This window comes from Variovorax sp. Varisp46, assembly GCF_059491885.1.
This window is the reverse complement of sequence record NZ_CP168515.1, coordinates 5729272-5746945: the sequence shown is the minus strand read 5'-3', so window position 1 is coordinate 5746945 and position 17674 is coordinate 5729272. Positions and strand designations below refer to the sequence as shown.

Sequence of the window (17674 nt, the reverse complement as noted above, 5' to 3'; positions counted from 1 at the left end):
GCCAGGCTGTCCGCCCTTCACTCACTTTCCTCTTTCCTCCCGCATCCAACGCCATGAAAAAGCTCCTTCTCGCCGCGGCCCTGTCGGCCGCCGCATTCACCGGCAGCGCCACGGCGCAGCAACAGCAACTGCCAACGGAATTCGCCCCGGCCGTGGCCGCCAAGCCCGCGGGCGGGCCGGCGAAGAACGCCAACTACGTGATCGATCCGACTCACACCTTCGTGATGTACGAGATGGGGCACTACGGCACCACCACCAACCGCGGGCGCTTCAGCACCAAGGACGGCTCCGTGCAGATTGACGGCACCGGCGCCAGCGGCAAGGTCGACATCACGATGGACATCAGCTCCATCAACACCGGCGTCGACCTGCTCAACCGCCATGTGCAGAGCAAGGATTTCTTCAACGTGGCCGAGTTTCCGATCGGCCGCTTCGTGGCCGACCGCATCGATTTCAGCGGCGGCAAGGTGACCGACGTGCCCGGCACGCTCACGCTGATGGGCCAGACCAGGCCTGTGACGCTGAAGGCCGTGCGCTTCAACTGCTACCTGAGCCCGCTGATCAACCGCCAGGTGTGCGGCGGCGACTTCGAGACCACGGTGGAGCGCAGCGACTGGGGCATCACCTGGGGGCTGAACTTCGGCTTCGAGAACAAGGTGAAGCTGCTGGTGCAGGTCGAAGCGGTCAACGTGCAATGACACCGCTGCCCGGCCTCGCCGGCGCCACGAGCACCAGCTAGAGCAGGCTCTCCGGCGTCAGCGGCGCCAGCAATTCGAGCATGACCCGGCCCCAGAAACTGGAGTCGGGCTCCTCGGTCAGCACGGTGAGCTTGCCGGCATCCTCGCTGACCCATTCGATGCGTGACTCGTTGCTGCCTTCGGCAAAGCGCAGCCGGTAGGCGCCCTGCTGCTTGAGCACGTCGATGAGTTTCAGCGCCTGCTGCGCCATCTCGGCGCTGTGGATGATCAGCCCGATCTCGGTGTTGGCCGACTCCGAGCGCGGGTCGAAATTCATCGAGCCGACGAACAGCGTGCGCCGGTCGATCACGGCCGACTTGGCATGCAGCCTGCCCACCGAGGTGCCGAACAGGCCCAGCCGCACGCTGCGCCGGGTGCGCGTGGAGCTCAGCTCGTAGAGGTCGGCGCCGAGCTTGAGCATGTCGGGCCGGTAGCGGCGGTAGGCGGTGTGCACCAGCGGCTCGTCGGTGGCGGCCAGCGAATTGGTGACGACGCTGATCTTCACGTTGCGGTTGCGGATCTCGCGCATCACCTCCAGCCCCGTGGCGCCCGGGATCAGGTAGGGCGAGACGATGGTCACTTCGGAGCGTGCGCGGCGCATCTGCTCGACCACGTTGTAGCGCACGCTGTCGACGTCGAGCAGCGGCACGCCGCCGTAGGAGGCGGTCTTGCCGATCACGCGCTCGGGCGAATCGGCATAGGCCTCGGCGGTGGTCCAGATCAGGCCGAGCTTGCCGGCGTTCAGGTCTTCCACCATCGGGCTGTAGCCGAGCAGGTCGTTGGGCGCGGGCTTCGGCGGCGGTGGAGTGGTGTCGGGGCCGGTGACCGCGTCGAAGCGGCGCTGCAGCTCTTCGGCCGACAACTCGCTGCGCACCACCGACTGGATCGGCCGCACGTAGATGCTGTTCCAGTACTGGTCGAACAGGCTGCCCAGCCGCGGGATCAGCGCACCGGTGACGAAGGTGTCGAGGTCGAGAAAATTCTCGCCCGCGGTGCGCGTGAAGTACTGGTTGCCGATGTTGCGCCCGCCCGCCACCGCCATCGCGCCGTCGGCGATGAACAGCTTGTTGTGCATGCGCCGGTTGACGCGGCTGAAGTCGAACAGCGAGGCGGTGAAGCGCTTCAGGATGCTCGCGCGCCCGGCCGGGAACGGGTTGAACAGGCGCAGTTCGACGTTGGGCGTGGCGGCAAAGCCGAGCAGCAGTTCGTCCTCGCCCGAGGTGTAGAGATCGTCCATCAGCACCCGCACACGCACGCCGCGCTGGGCGGCGTCGCGCAGGGTGCGCAGCAGGTAGCGACCGGTCTCGTCGTTCTCGATCTGGTAGTACTGCACGTCGAGCGTGCGCTGGGCACGGCGGGCCAGCTGGATGCGGGTGTCGAAGGCGAAGTCGCCACCGGGCATCAGGCGAAAACCGCTCAGGTCGGGGTCGGGCTGCGAGGCCAGCGCGAGCTTGCCGAGGGCGGTGTCGGCCGAGACGGCCATGGCCTTGGTGGGTGCGCGCGGGGCCTCGTCGGGCAGGGTGGCGCAGCCGGTGGCGAGCAGTGCGAAAGCCGCGAACAACAGCGCCAGGCCCCAGCGCCAATACGGTCCAGGTCCGTTCGGGGAACACCGCGGAACCGGCTCCGCCGGGCCGCAGGTGTTGCCCCCTGCAAGGGGGTTGGCGAAGCGACACGAAGTGCGCATAGCCTGGGGGTGTGCCAAGTTACAGGGCTTTGCGCAGGTTCGCGGGCGCGATGCGCAGCGCCTCGCGGTACTTGGCCACGGTGCGCCGTGCGCACTCGATGCCCTGCTCTTTCAGCATCTCGGAGATCTGGCTGTCCGACAGCGGCTTCTTGATGCTCTCGGAACTCACGAACTGCTTGATCAGCGCGCGCACCGCGGTGCTCGACGCATTGCCGCCCGTCTCGGTGCCCAGCGCCGAGCCGAAGAAGTACTTGAGCTCGACGGTGCCGAACGGCGTGGCCATGTACTTGGCGGTGGTCACGCGCGAGATGGTCGATTCGTGCAGGCCCAGCTCGTCGGCGATCTCGCGCAGCACCAGCGGGCGCATCGCGAGTTCGCCATGCACGAAGTAGCTCTTCTGCCGCTCGACGATGGCGTTGCTCACGCGCAGGATGGTGTCGAAACGCTGCTGGATGTTCTTGATGAACCAGCGCGCCTCCTGCAGCCGCTGCGACAGCGCCTGGCTGCCCTCGCCCTTGTGCGACTTGAGCGCGCCGGCATAGATGTCGTGCACGCGCAGGCGCGGCATCACCTCGGGGTTCAACATGACGCGGAACTTCACGTTGGTGCCGCGGCCGGTCTTGGTGACGATCACATCGGGAATGACGATGTTGCGCTCCACGTCGACGAAGCGCCGGCCCGGCTTGGGCTCCAGCCGCGCGATGATCTGCAGCGCCGAGCGCACCAGCTCCTCGCTGCTGCGGGTGAGCGTGGCCAGGCGTTTGAAATCGCGGCGCGCAAGCAGCTCCATGGGCTGCTTGCAGACGGTGATGGCGGTCTTGCGGACCAACGCCTCTTCGTCGGTCTCGTCCTCGCTGGCCATGGCGCGCAGCTGGATGCCCAGGCATTCGCCGAGGTCGCGCGCGCCTACGCCCGCGGGCTCCAGGCTCTGCAGCAGTCCGAGCGCCACCTGGAAGTGATGCACGAGGTCGTCGAACTGGTCGTTGTCGTCGCCAGCCAGGCCCGAGGCCAGTGCGGGCAGCGAGTCTTCGAGGTAGCCGTCGTCGTTGAGCGATTCGATGAGAAAGCGCAGCGCGGCGCTGTCGTTCTCGTTCAGGCGCAGGCTCAGCGCCTGGCGGTGCAGGAACGACTGCAGCGACTCCTGGCTGCGCGCGAGTTCGGTAGCGTCGGCACGTTCGTCGTCGCCGAGGTTGTTCTGGCGCGCGGGCGCGTCGCTGCCCCACTCGCTGTCGTCGGGCGCCGCCATGTCGACGGTGCCGTCGCCTTCCCAGTCGGGCTCACGCTCGGCGATCTCGGCAGCTGGCCCGTCGGTATCCGCCGTGGTGGTGCTGGTGGTCTCGGCGGGCGCACTGGCGGCCGAAGGCGCAAAGTCGCTCTCGCCCTCATCGCGCGGAACCGGCGCATCAGCCGTGTCGAGCCCGAATTCCTCGCGCGCCGCTTCTTCCGCGGTGCGTTCGAGGAACGGGTTTTCGTCCAGCATCTGCTCGACTTCCTGGCTCAGTTCGAGCGTGGAAAGCTGAAGCAGCCGGATGGACTGCTGCAGCTGTGGCGTCAGTGCCAGATGCTGCGAGACGCGAAGGGACAGCCCTTGCTTCATGAGGAAATGGCCCCCCCCCAGGCTGCGCGCTTCGCGCTACGCCAACCCCCTACCGGGGGCGGGCCGGCCGCTTCGGGCGGCCGTGCACGGCGGCCCCCGCGAGGAAGCTCCGCGCGGACGGTGGCCACGATGATCCTTGACCCTCGCCGCACGATCACATCCGGAAGTGTTCGCCCAGGTACACCCTGCGTACTTCGGCGTTGTCGACGATCTCCGAGGGTGTGCCTTGTGCCAGCACATGCCCGTCGCTGATGATGAACGCGTGATCGCAGATGCCCAGCGTTTCACGCACGTTGTGGTCGGTGATGAGCACGCCGATGCCGCGCTCCTTCAGGAAGCTGATGATCCGCTGGATTTCGATCACCGCGATCGGGTCTATGCCGGCGAAGGGCTCGTCCAGCAGGATGAAGCGCGGCTGGGTGGCCAGCGCGCGCGCGATCTCGACGCGGCGGCGCTCGCCGCCCGACAGCGCCAGCGCGGGCGAGTCGCGCAGGTGGTCCACCCGCAGGTCGGCCAGCAGTTCGGACAGGCGCTCTTCGATGTGCTGCTTCGACAGTGGCGCCATCTTGCCGTTGGCATCGGGCTCGCTCTGGAGCTCGAGCACGGCGCGCACGTTTTCCTCGACCGTGAGCTTGCGGAAGATCGAGGCCTCCTGCGGCAGGTAGCTCAGGCCCATGCGGGCGCGGCGGTGGATCGGCATGTGGGCGATGGGCTCGCCGTCGATGGTGATGTCGCCCGCATCGGCGCGCACCAGCCCCACGATCATGTAGAACGAGGTGGTCTTGCCCGCGCCGTTCGGCCCGAGCAGCCCGACGACTTCGCCCTTCTGCACGTCGAGCGAGACGTCCTTCACGACCGTGCGGCTGCCATAGCTCTTCTTCAGGCCGCGCGCGACCAGGCGGCTGCCCGGCGTGCTGTTGGCGTCCTGCGATACAACGGATTCGATCACTTGCGGGTTTCTCCCTCGTCACCGAGCGTGGTGCTCGGGCGCAGGCCCTTGCCGGGCGCCGGGGTGGGCGCCGGCGGCGGCGCCTTGGCGCCGGCCGGGGCGCCGGCAGCGGGCGCACCCGGCGCGGTCGCGGCCTTGGGGGTCAGGATGGTCTTCACGCGGCCACCCGGGGTGGCCGCGTTGACGGCGGTGTTCGGCGGCACGGTGGAACCGTTGACCGTGTAGGTGTCGTTGCTCTGGTCGTAGACGATCAGCGCGCCCTGGCTTTCGTCGTTCGGCGTGGCGCCGATCAGGCGGCGCATCGTGGCGTTGCGGATGAACTTGACGTTGTCGGCGCGGCTGTCGTACTCGATGACGTCGGACTCGCCCTCGATCCACTCGTCGGGCGCATTGCGCTTCTGCTTGTAGTAGGCCCGCTTGCCGGGCGCGGCGGTGACCACGCCGTACTGGTAGCCCTCGGCGTCCTGGCGCACGTCCAGCCGCGCGCCGCGGATGATGATCGTGCCCTTCGTTACCAGAACGTTACCGGTGAACACGCTGGTCTGCTTCAGGTCGTCGTAGCGCATCGAGTCGGACTCGATGTTCATCGGCTTGGCGCGGTCGGCGGTCTCGGCCGCGGCGCCCGAGGCGAGGCCGGCCAGCAACAGCGCGCCGGCGGCCAGGCGGCCGATGCGACGAAGGAAGGAGGTGGTGGGGTGAGAGTGCAATGTCATAGAGGCACGAAACTTGCTCGGCATTGTATGCGGCTGATTGCGTCAGCCCCGCCCGCACAGATGAAAAAGCCCGCCGAAGCGGGCTTGACTTTCCTTCTGGTTCTACCAGAAACACCGCGGAACCGGCTCCGCCGGGCCGCAGGTGTTGCCCCCTGCAAGGGGCAGGCGAAGCGACACGACGTGCGCGCAGCCTGGGGTCAGCCCTTCCTTGCTTCGCCGACCAGATAGTTCACGACCTGAAGCACTTTGGTCATGTTGCCGGCGGTTTCCCCATCCACATACCAGCGGCCGGCCACGGCCATCGCCGGCACGCCGGCGACCTTGTAGGCGTCGGTCATCTGCGAAGCGCGCTTGGCCTTGCTGGCCACGCCGAACGAGGTGAAGACCTCCTTGAACTTGGCGCCGTCCAGGCCATTGGCCGCTGCCCAGGCAATGATGTTGGCGTCGCCGTTCACATTCTGGCGCTGTGCGTGGATCGCGTTGAAGACCTTCGGCTGGAATTCGTCGACCTTGCCCATGGCCTCGAGCGCATAGTACAGGCGCTGCTTGGCCTCGACGTCGTTGCCCACGAAGGGCACGGGAATGCGGCGGAACGCCACTTCCTTCGGCACGGTCTTGAGCCAGGCTTCCAGCGCCGGTTCGAAGTCGTTGCAGTGCGGGCAGTTGTACGAGAAGAACTCGACCACTTCGATCTTGCCGGCTGGCGCGTCGACCGGTACGCGCTTGTCGAGCGCCAGGTACTCGGTGCCGGCCTTGGGCGCGCGCGCCTGGGCGTGCGCGGTGTTGCCAGCCAGCGAAAGCAGGCCCAGCGAAGTGGCGGCCAGCGAAAAGTCACGACGTTTCATTGAAAAGGTTCTCCAGTTGGTACGCAGACTGAGCCGGCGCGCGGCGGGGAGTTCCCCCGCACCCGGCGCGCCCAGGGCAACGATGAATGGTGGCGGCAAATGCCGCGGCGCGAAGCTTAGGGGCTATTCGTGTCGGCCGCCGGGTCAACGCTGCACGCGAACCAGCGCCGAATCCATGCCGCCGCCGTCGAGCCGCTCCTTGAGGCGATCGGCGTCGTCCTTCTTGTTGAAGGGGCCGGCGCGCACGCGGTAGACGGTGCGGCCCGCCTGCTCGCGCTCGGTGACCTTGGCCTCGACGCCCATCAGCGACAGCTTGGCGCGCTGCGCCTCGGCGTCGTCGGTGGTGCGGAAGGCGCCGGCCTGCACGAAGTACATGAACGGATCGGCGCCTGAACTGCTGCTGGCGTTGCTGTTGTTGCTGCTGCTCGGCGCGGCCGAGGCAGTGGTCGTGCCGGAGCCCGAAACGTTGCCCGAGCGCGCGCGGGCGAGGTCGCCGAGCGGATCGTTCGATGCCGGCAGGGAGTTGGCTTCGGCCGGCACCGGCGCAGGGCGCGGCGGCTTGGGCGCCACCACCACGGGCACGGGGGTGCGGTCGTGGGCGGGGCGGTGGCCGGGGCCACGGCGGTGGTTGCCGGCTCGCCGGTGACGGGATTGACCGGAGCGGCCGGGGCCGCCGGCGCGGGCTTGGCGGCGCCGGCCTTGCCGGCCAGCGGCGCGTTCGGGTCCCAGTCGCGGTTCTTGCGGGCTTCGGCCTCGTCCTGCTCGGCGCCGCCGCGCTGCGTCTTGGTCACGAACGGGATCGGCACCTTGGTCACGTAGACCGCGATGCCCAGCGCGACGCCCAAGCCGAGCACCAGCCCGATGATCAGGCCGATGACGATGTTGCCGCGTTGTCTGGTTGTCTTCTTCATGGTGAGGAGTTCACATCTTGCTCGGCGCACTGACGCCGAGAATCGCGAGGCCATTGTGCAGCACCTGCGCGGTCGCGGCGACCAGCGCCAGGCGGGCCAGCTTGACCTTTTCGTCGTCGACCAGGATGCGCTCGGCGTCGTAGTAGCTGTGGTAGCTGGCGGCCAGCTCGCGCAGGTAGAACGTGACGTCGTGCGGGGCAAAATCCTTGGCCGCGGCCGTCAGCATGGCCGGGTACTTGGCCAGCAGCAGCATCAGCGCCTGGGCCGCCGGGCTCTCCAGCGGCGACAGGTCGACGTCCTTGAGCGTGGCGGCGTCGCCGCCCCAGCCGGCCAGCACCGAGCAGATGCGCGCATGCGCGTACTGCACGTAATAAACCGGGTTGTCGTTGTTTTTTGTCACCGCGAGGTCGACGTCGAAGGTGTATTCGGTGTCGGGCTTGCGGCTGAGCAGGAAGAAGCGGATGGCATCGGTGCTGGTCCACTCGATCAGGTCGCGCAGCGTGACGTAGCTGCCGGCGCGCTTGCTGATCTTGACCTCTTCGCCGCCCTTCATGACGCGCACCATGGTGTGCAGCACGTAGTCGGGGTAGCCCTCGGGAATGCCTTCGCCCGCGGCCTGCAGGCCGGCGCGCACGCGCGCGATGGTGCCGTGGTGGTCGGTGCCCTGGATGTTGATGACCTTGTGGAAGCCGCGCTCCCACTTGGCGATGTGGTACGCGACATCGGGCACGAAATACGTGTACGTGCCGTCCTGCTTCTTCATCACGCGGTCCTTGTCGTCGCCGTAGTCGGTCGACTTCAGCCACAGCGCGCCGTCCTGCTCGTAGGTCTTGCCGGCGGCTACGAGCTTCTGCACCGCAGCCTCGACGCGGCCGCTGGTGTACAGGCTGGACTCCAGGTAGTACTGGTCGAAGCGCACGCGGAAAGCCTGCAGGTCCAGGTCCTGCTCGCGGCGCAGGTAGGCCACGGCGAACTCGCGGATGGCGTCGATGTCCTCGATGTCGCCGCTGGCGGTGACTTCGCGGTCTTCCGACTTGACGGTCTTCTTCGCCTTGAAGTCGGCCGCGATATCGGCGATGTAGTCGCCGTTGTAGGCCGGGGCCTTGTCGCCGCTGGGCCACTCGGCATCGCCGGGCTTGAAGCCGCGGGCGCGCAGCTGCGTGCTGTTGGCCAGCGTCTGGATCTGCACGCCGGCGTCGTTGTAGTAGTACTCGCGCCAGACGCTCTCGCCCTGCGAGGCGCGCAGGTTGCAGATGGCGTCGCCGAGCGCGGCCTGGCGGCCGTGGCCGACGTGCAGCGGGCCGGTCGGGTTGGCCGAGACGAACTCGACCAGCACCTTCTCGCCGGTGGCCGGCTGCTGCCCGAAAGCATTCGCGGCGGACAGCACCTCGCGCACGATCTGCTGCTTGGCCGCCGTCTTCAGGCGGATGTTGAGGAAGCCGGGGCCGGCGATCTCGATCGCCTCGACCCACTGGCCGAAAGCGGGGGTGGCGAGCAGCGCAGCGCTCAGTTGCTCGGCCAGCTCGCGAGGCTTGCGCCCTAGCGGTTTGGCGAACTGCATCGCGGCCGTGCTGGCGAAATCGCCATGCGCAGCCACCTTGGGCGACTCGAACGCGGCTTTGGAGCCGGCGCCGGGCGAGAGGGATTCGAGCGTGTTCGCGAGCGCCGCGAGCAGCTCCTGTTTGACCAATAGCATCCGCGAATTTTACCGGGGGCAAACCCGGGCCCAATTAACGATCGTCATCCGATTGTTGTCTTCGGCCGTTAGGAGGGCCGGCCCCAAAGGCGGGGCTCCTGTCACAACTCAACCCTGCAAGGACATATCACCATGAAGAAGCTCCTTTCCCTGCTCGCACTCGGCGCTTGTCTTTCCTTCGGTGCCGCACAGGCGCAAGACAAGGCGGCCGCGCCTGCGGCAGCCCCGGCCGCTGCGGCCGCACCCGCCGCCAGCTGCGAAGCCAAGGCGGTCGACAAGAACGGCAAGGCCCTGGCCGGCGCCGCCAAGAGCAGCTCCATCAAGAAGTGCGAAAAGGAAGCCAAGGCTGCAGCGACCCCCGCATGCGCAACCAAGGCGGTCGACAAGAACGGCAAAGCTCTGGCCGGCGCCGCCAAGAACAGCTTCATGAAGAAGTGCACGGCGGATGCAGCCAAGGCCTGAAAACGGCACTGCTTGTGAAACGAGGCCCGCCGCGTGCGGGCCTTTTTCATGTCCGTGACCGGCCCTGAAGTCCGGCGAACCCGTGCGATTCTTCCCGCCCGGAGGCCTACTTGCCGAAGCCCCGCGCCAGGAACACCGCCACCAGCGGAATCAGCGCGATCAGGTGCGCCTGGATCATCACCAGCCGGCGCGTCTTCTTCACGTCGGCCTCGGCCGGCAGCTTGCCGGTGGCGCGCAGCGTCTTGCGCCAGCGGAAGTAGGTCAGCGTCGGGAAGATCGAGATCACGCCGACGATGATGAAGAGCCCCAGCTTCACATGCAGCAGCGGGTTGGTCCAGTACCAGGCCGTGCCCTTCACGCCCCACCAGGTGCGCGCGATGCCCGTGGCGAGCACCGCGATGGCGGCCATGCCGTAGACCATGTCGACCCTGGCCAGCCGCTCCACCACGGCCGCGTTGAGCCACTGCACACGGCACAGCGCCGCTTCGCTGGAAATGAAAACGACCATCGTCAGGATGGCGAGCAAATGCAGATAGGCGAGGATGGCTTCGAGCGTCATCGTTGGCTTTCAAGGCTGTGACTCGCCCCCAGGCTTCGCGCACTTCGTGTCGCTTCTCCTTCCCCTGCCGGGGGCAACACCTGAGGCCCGGCAAAGCCGGTCCCTCGGTGTTCCGCGAAGAAGCCGCAATCACCTTCAGCGTGGGTGGAGCGTCAATGGAATTGGAATGTAAACAGATTGTGACGCGGCGAAAGCGCTCTACGCCCTCCCGCCCCAGAATTCCGGCTTCCCGTACTGCTCCTTGAGGAAATCAAGCCACAGCCGCACCCGCAGCGGCAGGTGCTTGGCGCCCGCGAACACCGCGTAGATGCCGTTGGGCGGCGCGGCGAATTCGTCGAGCAGCGGCACGAGCAGGCCGGCGTCGATCTCGGCCTCGACCTCCCAGGTGCTGCGCCATGCAATGCCGTGGCCTGCCAGGCACCAGTCGTGCAGCACCTGGCCATCGGAGCAATCGAGCGGGCCGCTGGGGCGCAGGTGGATCAGTTCCTGCGTGCCGCTCTCGGCGGTAATGCGAAAGGCCCAGCCGCGCGTCTGCGAGGCATCGCTGGACAGCGCGAGGCAGGCAAAGCGCGAGAGCTCGCCCGGGTGCTTCGGCTTGCCGTGGCGCCGCACGAACTCCGGCGTGGCGACGCAGCGGCGGCGGTTGTCGGCCAGCCGCACGCTCACCAGCGAGGAATCCGGCAGGTCGCCCACGCGCACGGCGCAGTCGAAGCTCTCGCCGGTGACGTCGACCACGCGGTCGCTGAGGTTCAGCGAGATCGTCACTTCGGGGTGCAGCGCATGAAAGCGCGGCACGAGCGGCGCGACGTGGCGGCGGCCGAAGCCCGCTGGTGCGGTCACGCGCAGGTGGCCGCTGGCCTTGACGCCGCCGGCGCTCACGCTGGCCTCGGCGTTGGCGAACTCGGTCAGCAGGCGCTGGCAGTCTTCGAGAAAGGCACTGCCCTCGTGCGTGAGCGTGATGCGACGCGTGGTTCGCACCAGCAGCTTGACGCCCAGCCGCTCCTCGAGCGCATCGAGCCGGCGGCCCATGATGGCCGGCGCCACGCCTTCGGCCTTGGCCGCAGCCGTGAGACCGCCGCGGGTTGCGACGGAAACGAAGGATTCGAGCTGCTTGAGGCGGTCCATGGGGCGGAAACTATATCGCCCGCCTTGTTTCGCCCTCTTCTTTATTCGGGCTGCACGCCCGCCTCGCGCACCGCGGCGCCCCAGCGCGCGTGCTCCGACTTGATGTACTGCGCCGCCTGCTCCGGGCTGCCGCCGACGGGCGTGCTGCCTTCGGCCAGCAGCTGAGAGATGGTCGCGGGCTTGGCCAGCGCCTTGTCGACGGCGGCACTGAGCTTCTTCACGATCTCGGGGCTGGTGCCGGCCGGCGCGACCAGCGCCTTCCAGTCCACCGCCTCGAAGCCCTTGTAGCTCTCGGCCACGGTGGGCACGTCCGGCATCACCGGCAGGCGCTTGGCCGAGGTGACGGCCAGCGCGCGCAGACGGCCGCCCTTGACCATCGAGAGCGCGCCCTGCGGCGTGGCGAACATGTAGTCGGTCTGGCCGCCGAGCAGGTCGGTGATGGCGGGCGCGGCGCCCTTGTAGGGCACGTTGAGCACCTTGAAGCCCGCGCGCTTGGCCAGCACTTCGCCAGCCATGTGGCCCAGCGTGCCGGTGCCTGCGAGCGCCTGGCGGATCTCGCCCGGCTTGGCCTTGGCGGCGGCGACCAGCTCGGCCAGCGTCTTGAACGGCGCGTCGGCACGCACCACCAGCACCACCGGCTGCGAGGCCACGACCGACACCGGCATCAGGTCCTTCAATGCGTCGTAGGGCATCTTCGGAAAAAGCGTCGGGTTGATCGCGAGGTTGGCGGTCTGGCCCAGGCCGACGGTGTAGCCGTCGGGCTTGGCCTTGGCCACCACGTCCATGCCGATGTTGCCGTTGCCGCCCGCGCGGTTGTCGACGATGAAGGTCCACTTGGTGTCGTCGGCCAGCTTCTGCGCGACAAGCCGCGCCACGATGTCGGTGGCGCCGCCGGGCGTGTAGGGAACGATGAGCCGCACCGGCTTGTCGGGCCAGGCGGTGTCGGCGAAGGCAGGTGCGGCGTTCAGCCATGCGGCGGCCGCGGCGCACGCCAGAAAGGCGCGCCGTGCATTGGAAAACATGAGTTCAGTCTCCGAGGGTGATGTTGTGCGTTTGGAGCGCGGCGATTTCCTCGTCGCTGTAGCCCACTTCTTTCAGCAGCTCGCGGCCGTGCTCGCCCACGCGCGGCGGCTGCAGGCGGATGCCCGGGCGTTCGCCGGCCAGCGTGAACGGCATGAGCGGCACCTTTGCCATGCTGCCGTCGTTCATGCGCACCGGCGCGAGGCCGCCGGTGGCGTTGAGGTGCGGATCGTCGAACAGCGCCTGCGGCTTCGTGATGGGCGCGAAGGGCAGCTCGTTCTTCTCGAACACCGCGGCGAGTTCGGCCGCGCTGTGGTTGGCGAGGTGCGAGCGCAGGATGGGCATCATCCATTCGCGCGCCAGCACGCGGTCGTTGTTGGTCTTCAGGCGCGGGTCGGCCAGCATCTCCTCGAGGCCGAAGGCCTTGCAGAATATGGTCCACTGCTTGTCGCTCACCGCCGCCAGGAAGATCTGCTCGCCGTCCTTCACGGTGAACACGTCGTACACGGCCCAGGCCGAGATGCGGCTGGGCATCGGGTCGGCCGCCTTGCCGGTGGCGGCGAACTGCATCATGTGCTGCGCCACCAGGAACACGTTGTTCTCGAACAGCGCGGACTGCACCTCGCAACCCTTGCCGGTGAGATCGCGCTGGCGCAGCGCGGCCATGGCGCCGATGGCGCCGAACATGCCGCCCATGATGTCGTTCACGCTGGTGCCCGCGCGCAGCGGGTCGCCCGCGCGGCCGGTCATGTAGGCGAGGCCGCCCATCATCTGCACCACCTCGTCGAGCGCGGTGCGGTGGTCGTAGGGGCCGGGCAGGAAGCCCTTGTGGCTCACGTAGATGAGGCGCGGGTTGAGCTTGGCGAGCGTGTCGTAATCGAGCCCCAGCTTCTTCATGGTGCCGGGCTTGAAGTTCTCGCTCACGATGTCGGCGGTGGCGATGAGGCGCAGCGCGGCCTCCACGCCCTCGGGCTTCTTGAGGTCGAGCGCGATGCTCTTCTTGTTGCGATTGAAGGTCGGGAAGAAGCCCGATCCCGACCCCAGCAGGCGGCGCGTGCTGTCGCCCTCGATGGGCTCGACCTTGATGACCTCGGCACCGAGGTCGGCCAGCAGAAGGCCGCAGGTCGGGCCCATGACCATGTGGGTGAACTCGACGACGCGCACGCCGGCGTAGGGAAGTGGGTTGGCTTCAGACATGTGCGCTGGTTTCCTGGACAAAGCCCTGAACAAAACCTTTGGGCAGGCCGGCCTCGGGCGTCATGCCATAGACCGGTTCGCCGGGCAGCCCGGCCATGAGCGGCGCGCGCGCCGCGATGAGTTTTTCCAGGTCGATGCCGGTGCGCACGCCCATGGCCTCGAACATGAAGACGAGATCTTCGGTGACCGCATTGCCCGACGCACCCGGTGCATAAGGGCAGCCGCCGAGTCCGCCGAGCGAGGCATCGAAGGTGCGCACGCCCTCGTCCCACGCGGCGAGGCAGTTCGCGATGCCGAGGCCGCGCGTGTTGTGCATGTGGGCCGCGCCGGCGTGCTGGCCGAGTTCGGCGCGCAGCCGCTTGAACAGGCGGCGCACCTGTGCCGGGTTGGCGTAGCCCACGGTGTCGGACAGGCCCGACTCGTCGGCACCGGCCTCGATGCACTGCGCGGCAAGGCGGATCACGTCGTCTTCCGGCACCAGCCCCTGCAGCGTGCAGCCGAAGGCGGTGGAGATGCCGGCCTCCAGCTTCACCTGCGGCGCGACGGCGTTGCGCAGTTCGGCGATGGCACGCACTTCTTCCACCATTTCCGTCGGCGTCTTGCGCACGTTGGCCAGCGAATGTGCCACGCTGGCCGACACCGGCATCGTGAGCTTGTGCACGCCCGCTTCGAGCGCGGCCTGCGCGCCCTTGCGGTTGGGCACCAGCGCCATCACCGTGAGGCCGGGCAGCGTGATGGCGTGGCGCACCACCTCGGCGGCGTCGGCCATCTGCGGCAGCAGCTTCGCGGGCACGAAGGAGGCGACCTCGATCTCGCGCACGCCGGCCGCATGAAGCGCGTCGATCCAGCGCAGCTTGTCGGCCGTCGGCATGGTGGCCTTGACCGATTGCAGGCCGTCGCGCGGGCCGACCTCGCTGATGAGGACGTCGGGGGGTGTCATCGGACTTGTCTCCTTGGGCTTGACTGTTCTATCTTATAGAACTACATTCCAACAAACAGAATTAGACAGTCGATCCAATCGAATGTCAAGCCACGCCATGCCCCGCAAAGCCCTGACCGAATCGGTGTCCGACCTCAATGCCGCCCCCGGCGGCGCCGCCGCGGTCGATCGCGCGCTGAGCCTGCTCTGCGCCTTCCAGCCGGGCGACGAGGCGCTGTCGCTCGCGCAGTTCGCCGAGCGCACGCAGCTCTACAAGAGCACGGTGCTGCGGCTGCTGGCCTCGCTCGAACATGCGCGGCTCATCCGCCGGCAGGACGACGGCCGCTACGCGCTGGGCATGGAGATCGCGCGGCTGCACGGGCTGTACGCGGCGTCGCTGTCGCTCGACCGCATCGTGCCGCCGGTGCTTCGCGCGCTCGCCGCAACAACGGGCGAAAGCGCCGCGTACCACGTGCGGCAGGACCAGGGCGACAGCTGGGTGCGGCTGTGCCAGTTCCGGGTCGACTCATCGCATGTGGTGCGCGACCACGTGCGCGCTGGCGACCTGCTGCCCAACGACCGCGGCGCGGGGGCGCGCGTGCTGATCGCCTTCGGACCCGAGGCCGAGCGGCCGCGCGGCACCAGGGAACGCAAGCTGTACGACGCCATCCGCACGCAGGGTTATTGCGCGCTGGTGGGCGACCGCACGGCCGAACTGGCGGGGATCTCGGCGCCGGTGTTCCATGCCGATGGCAGCCTCGCTGCGGCCGTCACGCTGACGATGCCCACGCACCGCTACGACGAGCGCTATATCGAGCCAGTGCGCGCGGCCGCGCGCGAGCTCACCGGGCAGGTCTGACGCCATCGCGGAAGAGCTTCGATTACCTCTATTTTTGTCACAGATAAATCCCGCCCCCGGCCCTTACTCGCCAGCAAAGTATCGAATAAAGTTCGGTTCAGGATTGCATCTTTCTCAAGGAGAACCCCCATGACCACTCGCACCACCGCCCACGGACTTCAGGTCGCGGCCGAGCTCCACCGCTTCATCGAAGACAAGGTCCTGCCCGCCAGCGGCGTGGCCAGCGACGTCTTCTGGAAGGGCTTCGACGCCATCGTCAGCGACCTCGCACCGAAGAACATCGCCCTGCTCGCCGAACGCGACCGCCTGCAGACCGAGCTGGACACCTGGCACAAGAAGAATCCCGGTCCGATCGCCGACATGCCGGCTTACCGCGCCTTCCTCGAGAAGATCGGCTACCTGCTGCCGCAGCCCAAGGGCGCGAAGGCCACCACCGCGAATGTCGACTCCGAACTCGCGCTGCAGGCCGGCCCGCAGCTGGTGGTGCCGATCCTGAACGCACGCTATGCGCTCAACGCCGCCAACGCGCGCTGGGGCTCGCTGTACGACGCGCTCTACGGCACCGACGCCATTTCCGAAGCCGGCGGCGCCGAGAAGGGCAAGGGCTACAACCCCGTGCGCGGCGCCAAGGTCATCGAGTTCGCGCGCAACGTGCTCGACCAGGCCGCGCCGCTGGCCAACGGCTCGCACAAGAACGCCACCGGCTACAGCGTGAAGGACGGCAAGCTCGTCGTTGCGCTGCAGAGCAGCAGCACCGGCCTGGCCGACCCCGCCCAGTTCATCGGCTACCAGGGCGATGCGGCGGCACCGTCTTCCGTGCTGCTGAAGCACAACGGCATCCATCTCGACATCCGCATCGACCGCAACACCGCCATCGGCAAGACCGACGCGGCCGGCGTGAGCGACCTCGTGCTCGAAGCCGCGCTCTCGACCATTCTCGACCTCGAAGACTCGGTGGCCGTGGTCGACGCGGCCGACAAGGTGGTCGCGTACTCGAACTGGCTGGGCATCGTCGAAGGCACGCTCACGGAAGAAGTCGCCAAGGGCGGCAAGACCTTCACGCGCGGCCTGAACCCCGACCGCGAATACACCGGCGCCAACGGCCAACCCGTGAAGCTGCACGGCCGCTCGCTCATGTTCCTGCGCAACGTGGGCCACCTGATGACCAACCCCGCCGTGCTGTATGCCGGCGGCAAGGAAATCCCCGAGGGCATCCTCGACGCCGTGGTGACCACCACCATCGCCACCATCGACCTCAAGCGCAAGGGCAACTCGCGCACCGGCAGCATCTACATCGTCAAGCCGAAGATGCACGGCCCGGCCGAAGTGGCTTTCGCCAGCGAGCTGTTCGGCCGCGTCGAGCAGCTGCTCGGCCTGCCCGCCAACACCGTGAAGCTCGGCATCATGGACGAGGAGCGCCGCACCAGCGTGAACCTCAAGGCCTGCATCGCCGAAGCGGCCGCGCGCGTGGCCTTCATCAATACCGGCTTCCTCGACCGCACCGGCGACGAGATGCACACCGCCATGCAGGGCGGCCCGATGATCCGCAAGGGCGACATGAAGTCCAGCGCGTGGATTGGCGCCTACGAAAAGAACAATGTGCTGGTCGGCCTCTCGTGCGGCCTGCGCGGCAAGGCGCAGATCGGCAAGGGCATGTGGGCCATGCCCGACCTGATGGCCGCCATGCTCGAGCAGAAGATCGGCCACCCCAAGGCCGGCGCCAACACCGCCTGGGTGCCCTCGCCCACCGCCGCCACGCTGCACGCGCTGCACTACCACCAGGTCAGCGTGACCGCCGTGCAGCAGGAGCTGGAGAAGATCGACGCCGATGCCGAGCGCGACAACATCCTCAATGCGCTGCTGCAGGTGCCGATCACGCCCGAGGCCAAGTGGACGCCCGAAGAGCGCCAGCAGGAAATCGACAACAACGTGCAGGGCATCCTCGGCTACGTGGTGCGCTGGATCGACCAGGGCGTGGGCTGCTCCAAGGTGCCCGACATCCACAACGTCGGCCTGATGGAAGACCGCGCGACGCTGCGCATCTCGAGCCAGCACATCGCCAACTGGCTGCTGCACGGCGTGGTGACCAAGGCGCAGGTCGACGAGACCTTCCAGCGCATGGCCAAGGTGGTCGACGAACAGAACGCGGGCGACCCGCTTTACCAGCCGATGGCCGGCAACTTCGCGACCTCGGCGGCCTACAAGGCTGCGCAGGAACTGGTGTTCAAGGGCATCGAGCAGCCGAGCGGGTACACCGAGCCGCTGCTGCATGCGTGGCGGCTGAAGGTGAAGGGCGAGGCCTGATCTGCATCCCCGGCACCCTGCCGGGGTTCAAGCGAACGAACGGCGCCCGAGGGCGCCGTTCTGCATGAGGGCCGCGTGCCGTTAGCATTCTTGGCGC

At 67.8% G+C, this 17674-nt stretch carries 15 protein-coding genes and 1 pseudogene; 4 read left to right on the top strand and 12 right to left on the bottom strand.

Annotated features, from left to right (window positions below; all coding sequences use genetic code 11):
• The first annotated feature begins 53 nt into the window (after window positions 1–53).
• Window positions 54–698 (top strand): YceI family protein, encoded by a 645-nt coding sequence (locus tag ACEN9N_RS27170; protein ID WP_007829878.1) that lies wholly within the window; start codon window positions 54–56, stop codon window positions 696–698.
• Window positions 699–735: 37 nt separating this feature from the next.
• On the opposite strand, the gene ACEN9N_RS27165 is transcribed toward ACEN9N_RS27170, so the two are convergent.
• The 7 genes and pseudogenes from ACEN9N_RS27165 to argS form a co-directional block, all read right to left on the bottom strand.
• Window positions 736–2421 carry a phospholipase D family protein gene (locus ACEN9N_RS27165; protein ID WP_495654953.1) on the bottom strand — a complete coding sequence of 562 codons (1686 nt, stop codon included), beginning with the start codon at window positions 2419–2421 and terminating at the stop codon, window positions 736–738.
• A gap of 19 nt (window positions 2422–2440) precedes the next feature.
• On the bottom strand, window positions 2441–4018 hold the full coding sequence (gene rpoN / locus ACEN9N_RS27160) for an RNA polymerase factor sigma-54 (protein WP_413315469.1): 1578 nt from the start codon (window positions 4016–4018) through the stop codon (window positions 2441–2443).
• Window positions 4019–4172: 154 nt separating this feature from the next.
• Complete coding sequence (lptB, locus tag ACEN9N_RS27155; RefSeq protein ID WP_007829871.1) at window positions 4173–4967, bottom strand: LPS export ABC transporter ATP-binding protein; 795 nt, start codon at window positions 4965–4967, stop codon at window positions 4173–4175.
• Window positions 4964–5680 carry a lipopolysaccharide transport periplasmic protein LptA gene (lptA, locus tag ACEN9N_RS27150; protein WP_007829869.1) on the bottom strand — a complete coding sequence of 239 codons (717 nt, stop codon included), beginning with the start codon at window positions 5678–5680 and terminating at the stop codon, window positions 4964–4966. Before lptA ends, lptB begins: the two co-directional genes overlap by 4 nt.
• A 197-nt stretch (window positions 5681–5877) precedes the next feature.
• On the bottom strand, window positions 5878–6525 hold the full coding sequence (locus tag ACEN9N_RS27145; protein ID WP_007829867.1) for a thiol:disulfide interchange protein DsbA/DsbL: 648 nt from the start codon (window positions 6523–6525) through the stop codon (window positions 5878–5880).
• 144 nt (window positions 6526–6669) lie between these two features.
• Window positions 6670–7436 (bottom strand): annotated as a pseudogene (locus ACEN9N_RS27140) (SPOR domain-containing protein).
• A gap of 10 nt (window positions 7437–7446) precedes the next feature.
• The gene (gene argS, locus ACEN9N_RS27135; protein WP_495654952.1) at window positions 7447–9132 is read right to left on the bottom strand and encodes an arginine--tRNA ligase; all 1686 of its coding nucleotides are present in this window, start codon (window positions 9130–9132) and stop codon (window positions 7447–7449) included.
• Between the two features lie 132 nt (window positions 9133–9264).
• Here argS and ACEN9N_RS27130 point away from each other — a divergent pair, with 132 nt between their 5' ends.
• Window positions 9265–9594, top strand: a complete 330-nt coding sequence (locus tag ACEN9N_RS27130) for a hypothetical protein (protein WP_007829861.1) — start codon at window positions 9265–9267, stop codon at window positions 9592–9594.
• Between the two features lie 106 nt (window positions 9595–9700).
• On the opposite strand, the gene ACEN9N_RS27125 is transcribed toward ACEN9N_RS27130, so the two are convergent.
• The 5 genes from ACEN9N_RS27125 to ACEN9N_RS27105 all read right to left on the bottom strand — a co-directional run bounded on the left by ACEN9N_RS27125 (window position 9701) and on the right by ACEN9N_RS27105 (window position 14435).
• Entirely contained in the window at window positions 9701–10153 is a 453-nt protein-coding gene (locus tag ACEN9N_RS27125) for a DUF2214 family protein (protein WP_007829859.1), read from the bottom strand.
• A 198-nt stretch (window positions 10154–10351) separates the two neighbouring features.
• Window positions 10352–11278, bottom strand: a complete 927-nt coding sequence (locus ACEN9N_RS27120; protein ID WP_007837687.1) for a LysR family transcriptional regulator — start codon at window positions 11276–11278, stop codon at window positions 10352–10354.
• 41 nt (window positions 11279–11319) lie between these two features.
• Window positions 11320–12300 (bottom strand): Bug family tripartite tricarboxylate transporter substrate binding protein, encoded by a 981-nt coding sequence (locus ACEN9N_RS27115; protein WP_495654951.1) that lies wholly within the window; start codon window positions 12298–12300, stop codon window positions 11320–11322.
• A 4-nt stretch (window positions 12301–12304) separates the two neighbouring features.
• The gene (locus tag ACEN9N_RS27110) at window positions 12305–13495 is read right to left on the bottom strand and encodes a CaiB/BaiF CoA transferase family protein (protein WP_413315466.1); all 1191 of its coding nucleotides are present in this window, start codon (window positions 13493–13495) and stop codon (window positions 12305–12307) included.
• On the bottom strand, window positions 13488–14435 hold the full coding sequence (locus ACEN9N_RS27105) for a hydroxymethylglutaryl-CoA lyase (RefSeq protein ID WP_413315465.1): 948 nt from the start codon (window positions 14433–14435) through the stop codon (window positions 13488–13490). The genes ACEN9N_RS27110 and ACEN9N_RS27105 overlap by 8 nt, the downstream gene beginning before the upstream one ends.
• Before the next feature lie 97 nt (window positions 14436–14532).
• Between ACEN9N_RS27105 and ACEN9N_RS27100 the strand changes: the two genes are divergently transcribed.
• A complete protein-coding gene (locus ACEN9N_RS27100) occupies window positions 14533–15273 on the top strand; it encodes an IclR family transcriptional regulator (protein WP_007837677.1) in 741 nt (246 codons plus the stop codon).
• Window positions 15274–15402: 129 nt separating this feature from the next.
• Complete coding sequence (locus ACEN9N_RS27095; RefSeq protein ID WP_495654950.1) at window positions 15403–17577, top strand: malate synthase G; 2175 nt, start codon at window positions 15403–15405, stop codon at window positions 17575–17577.
• Window positions 17578–17674: the final 97 nt, after the last annotated feature.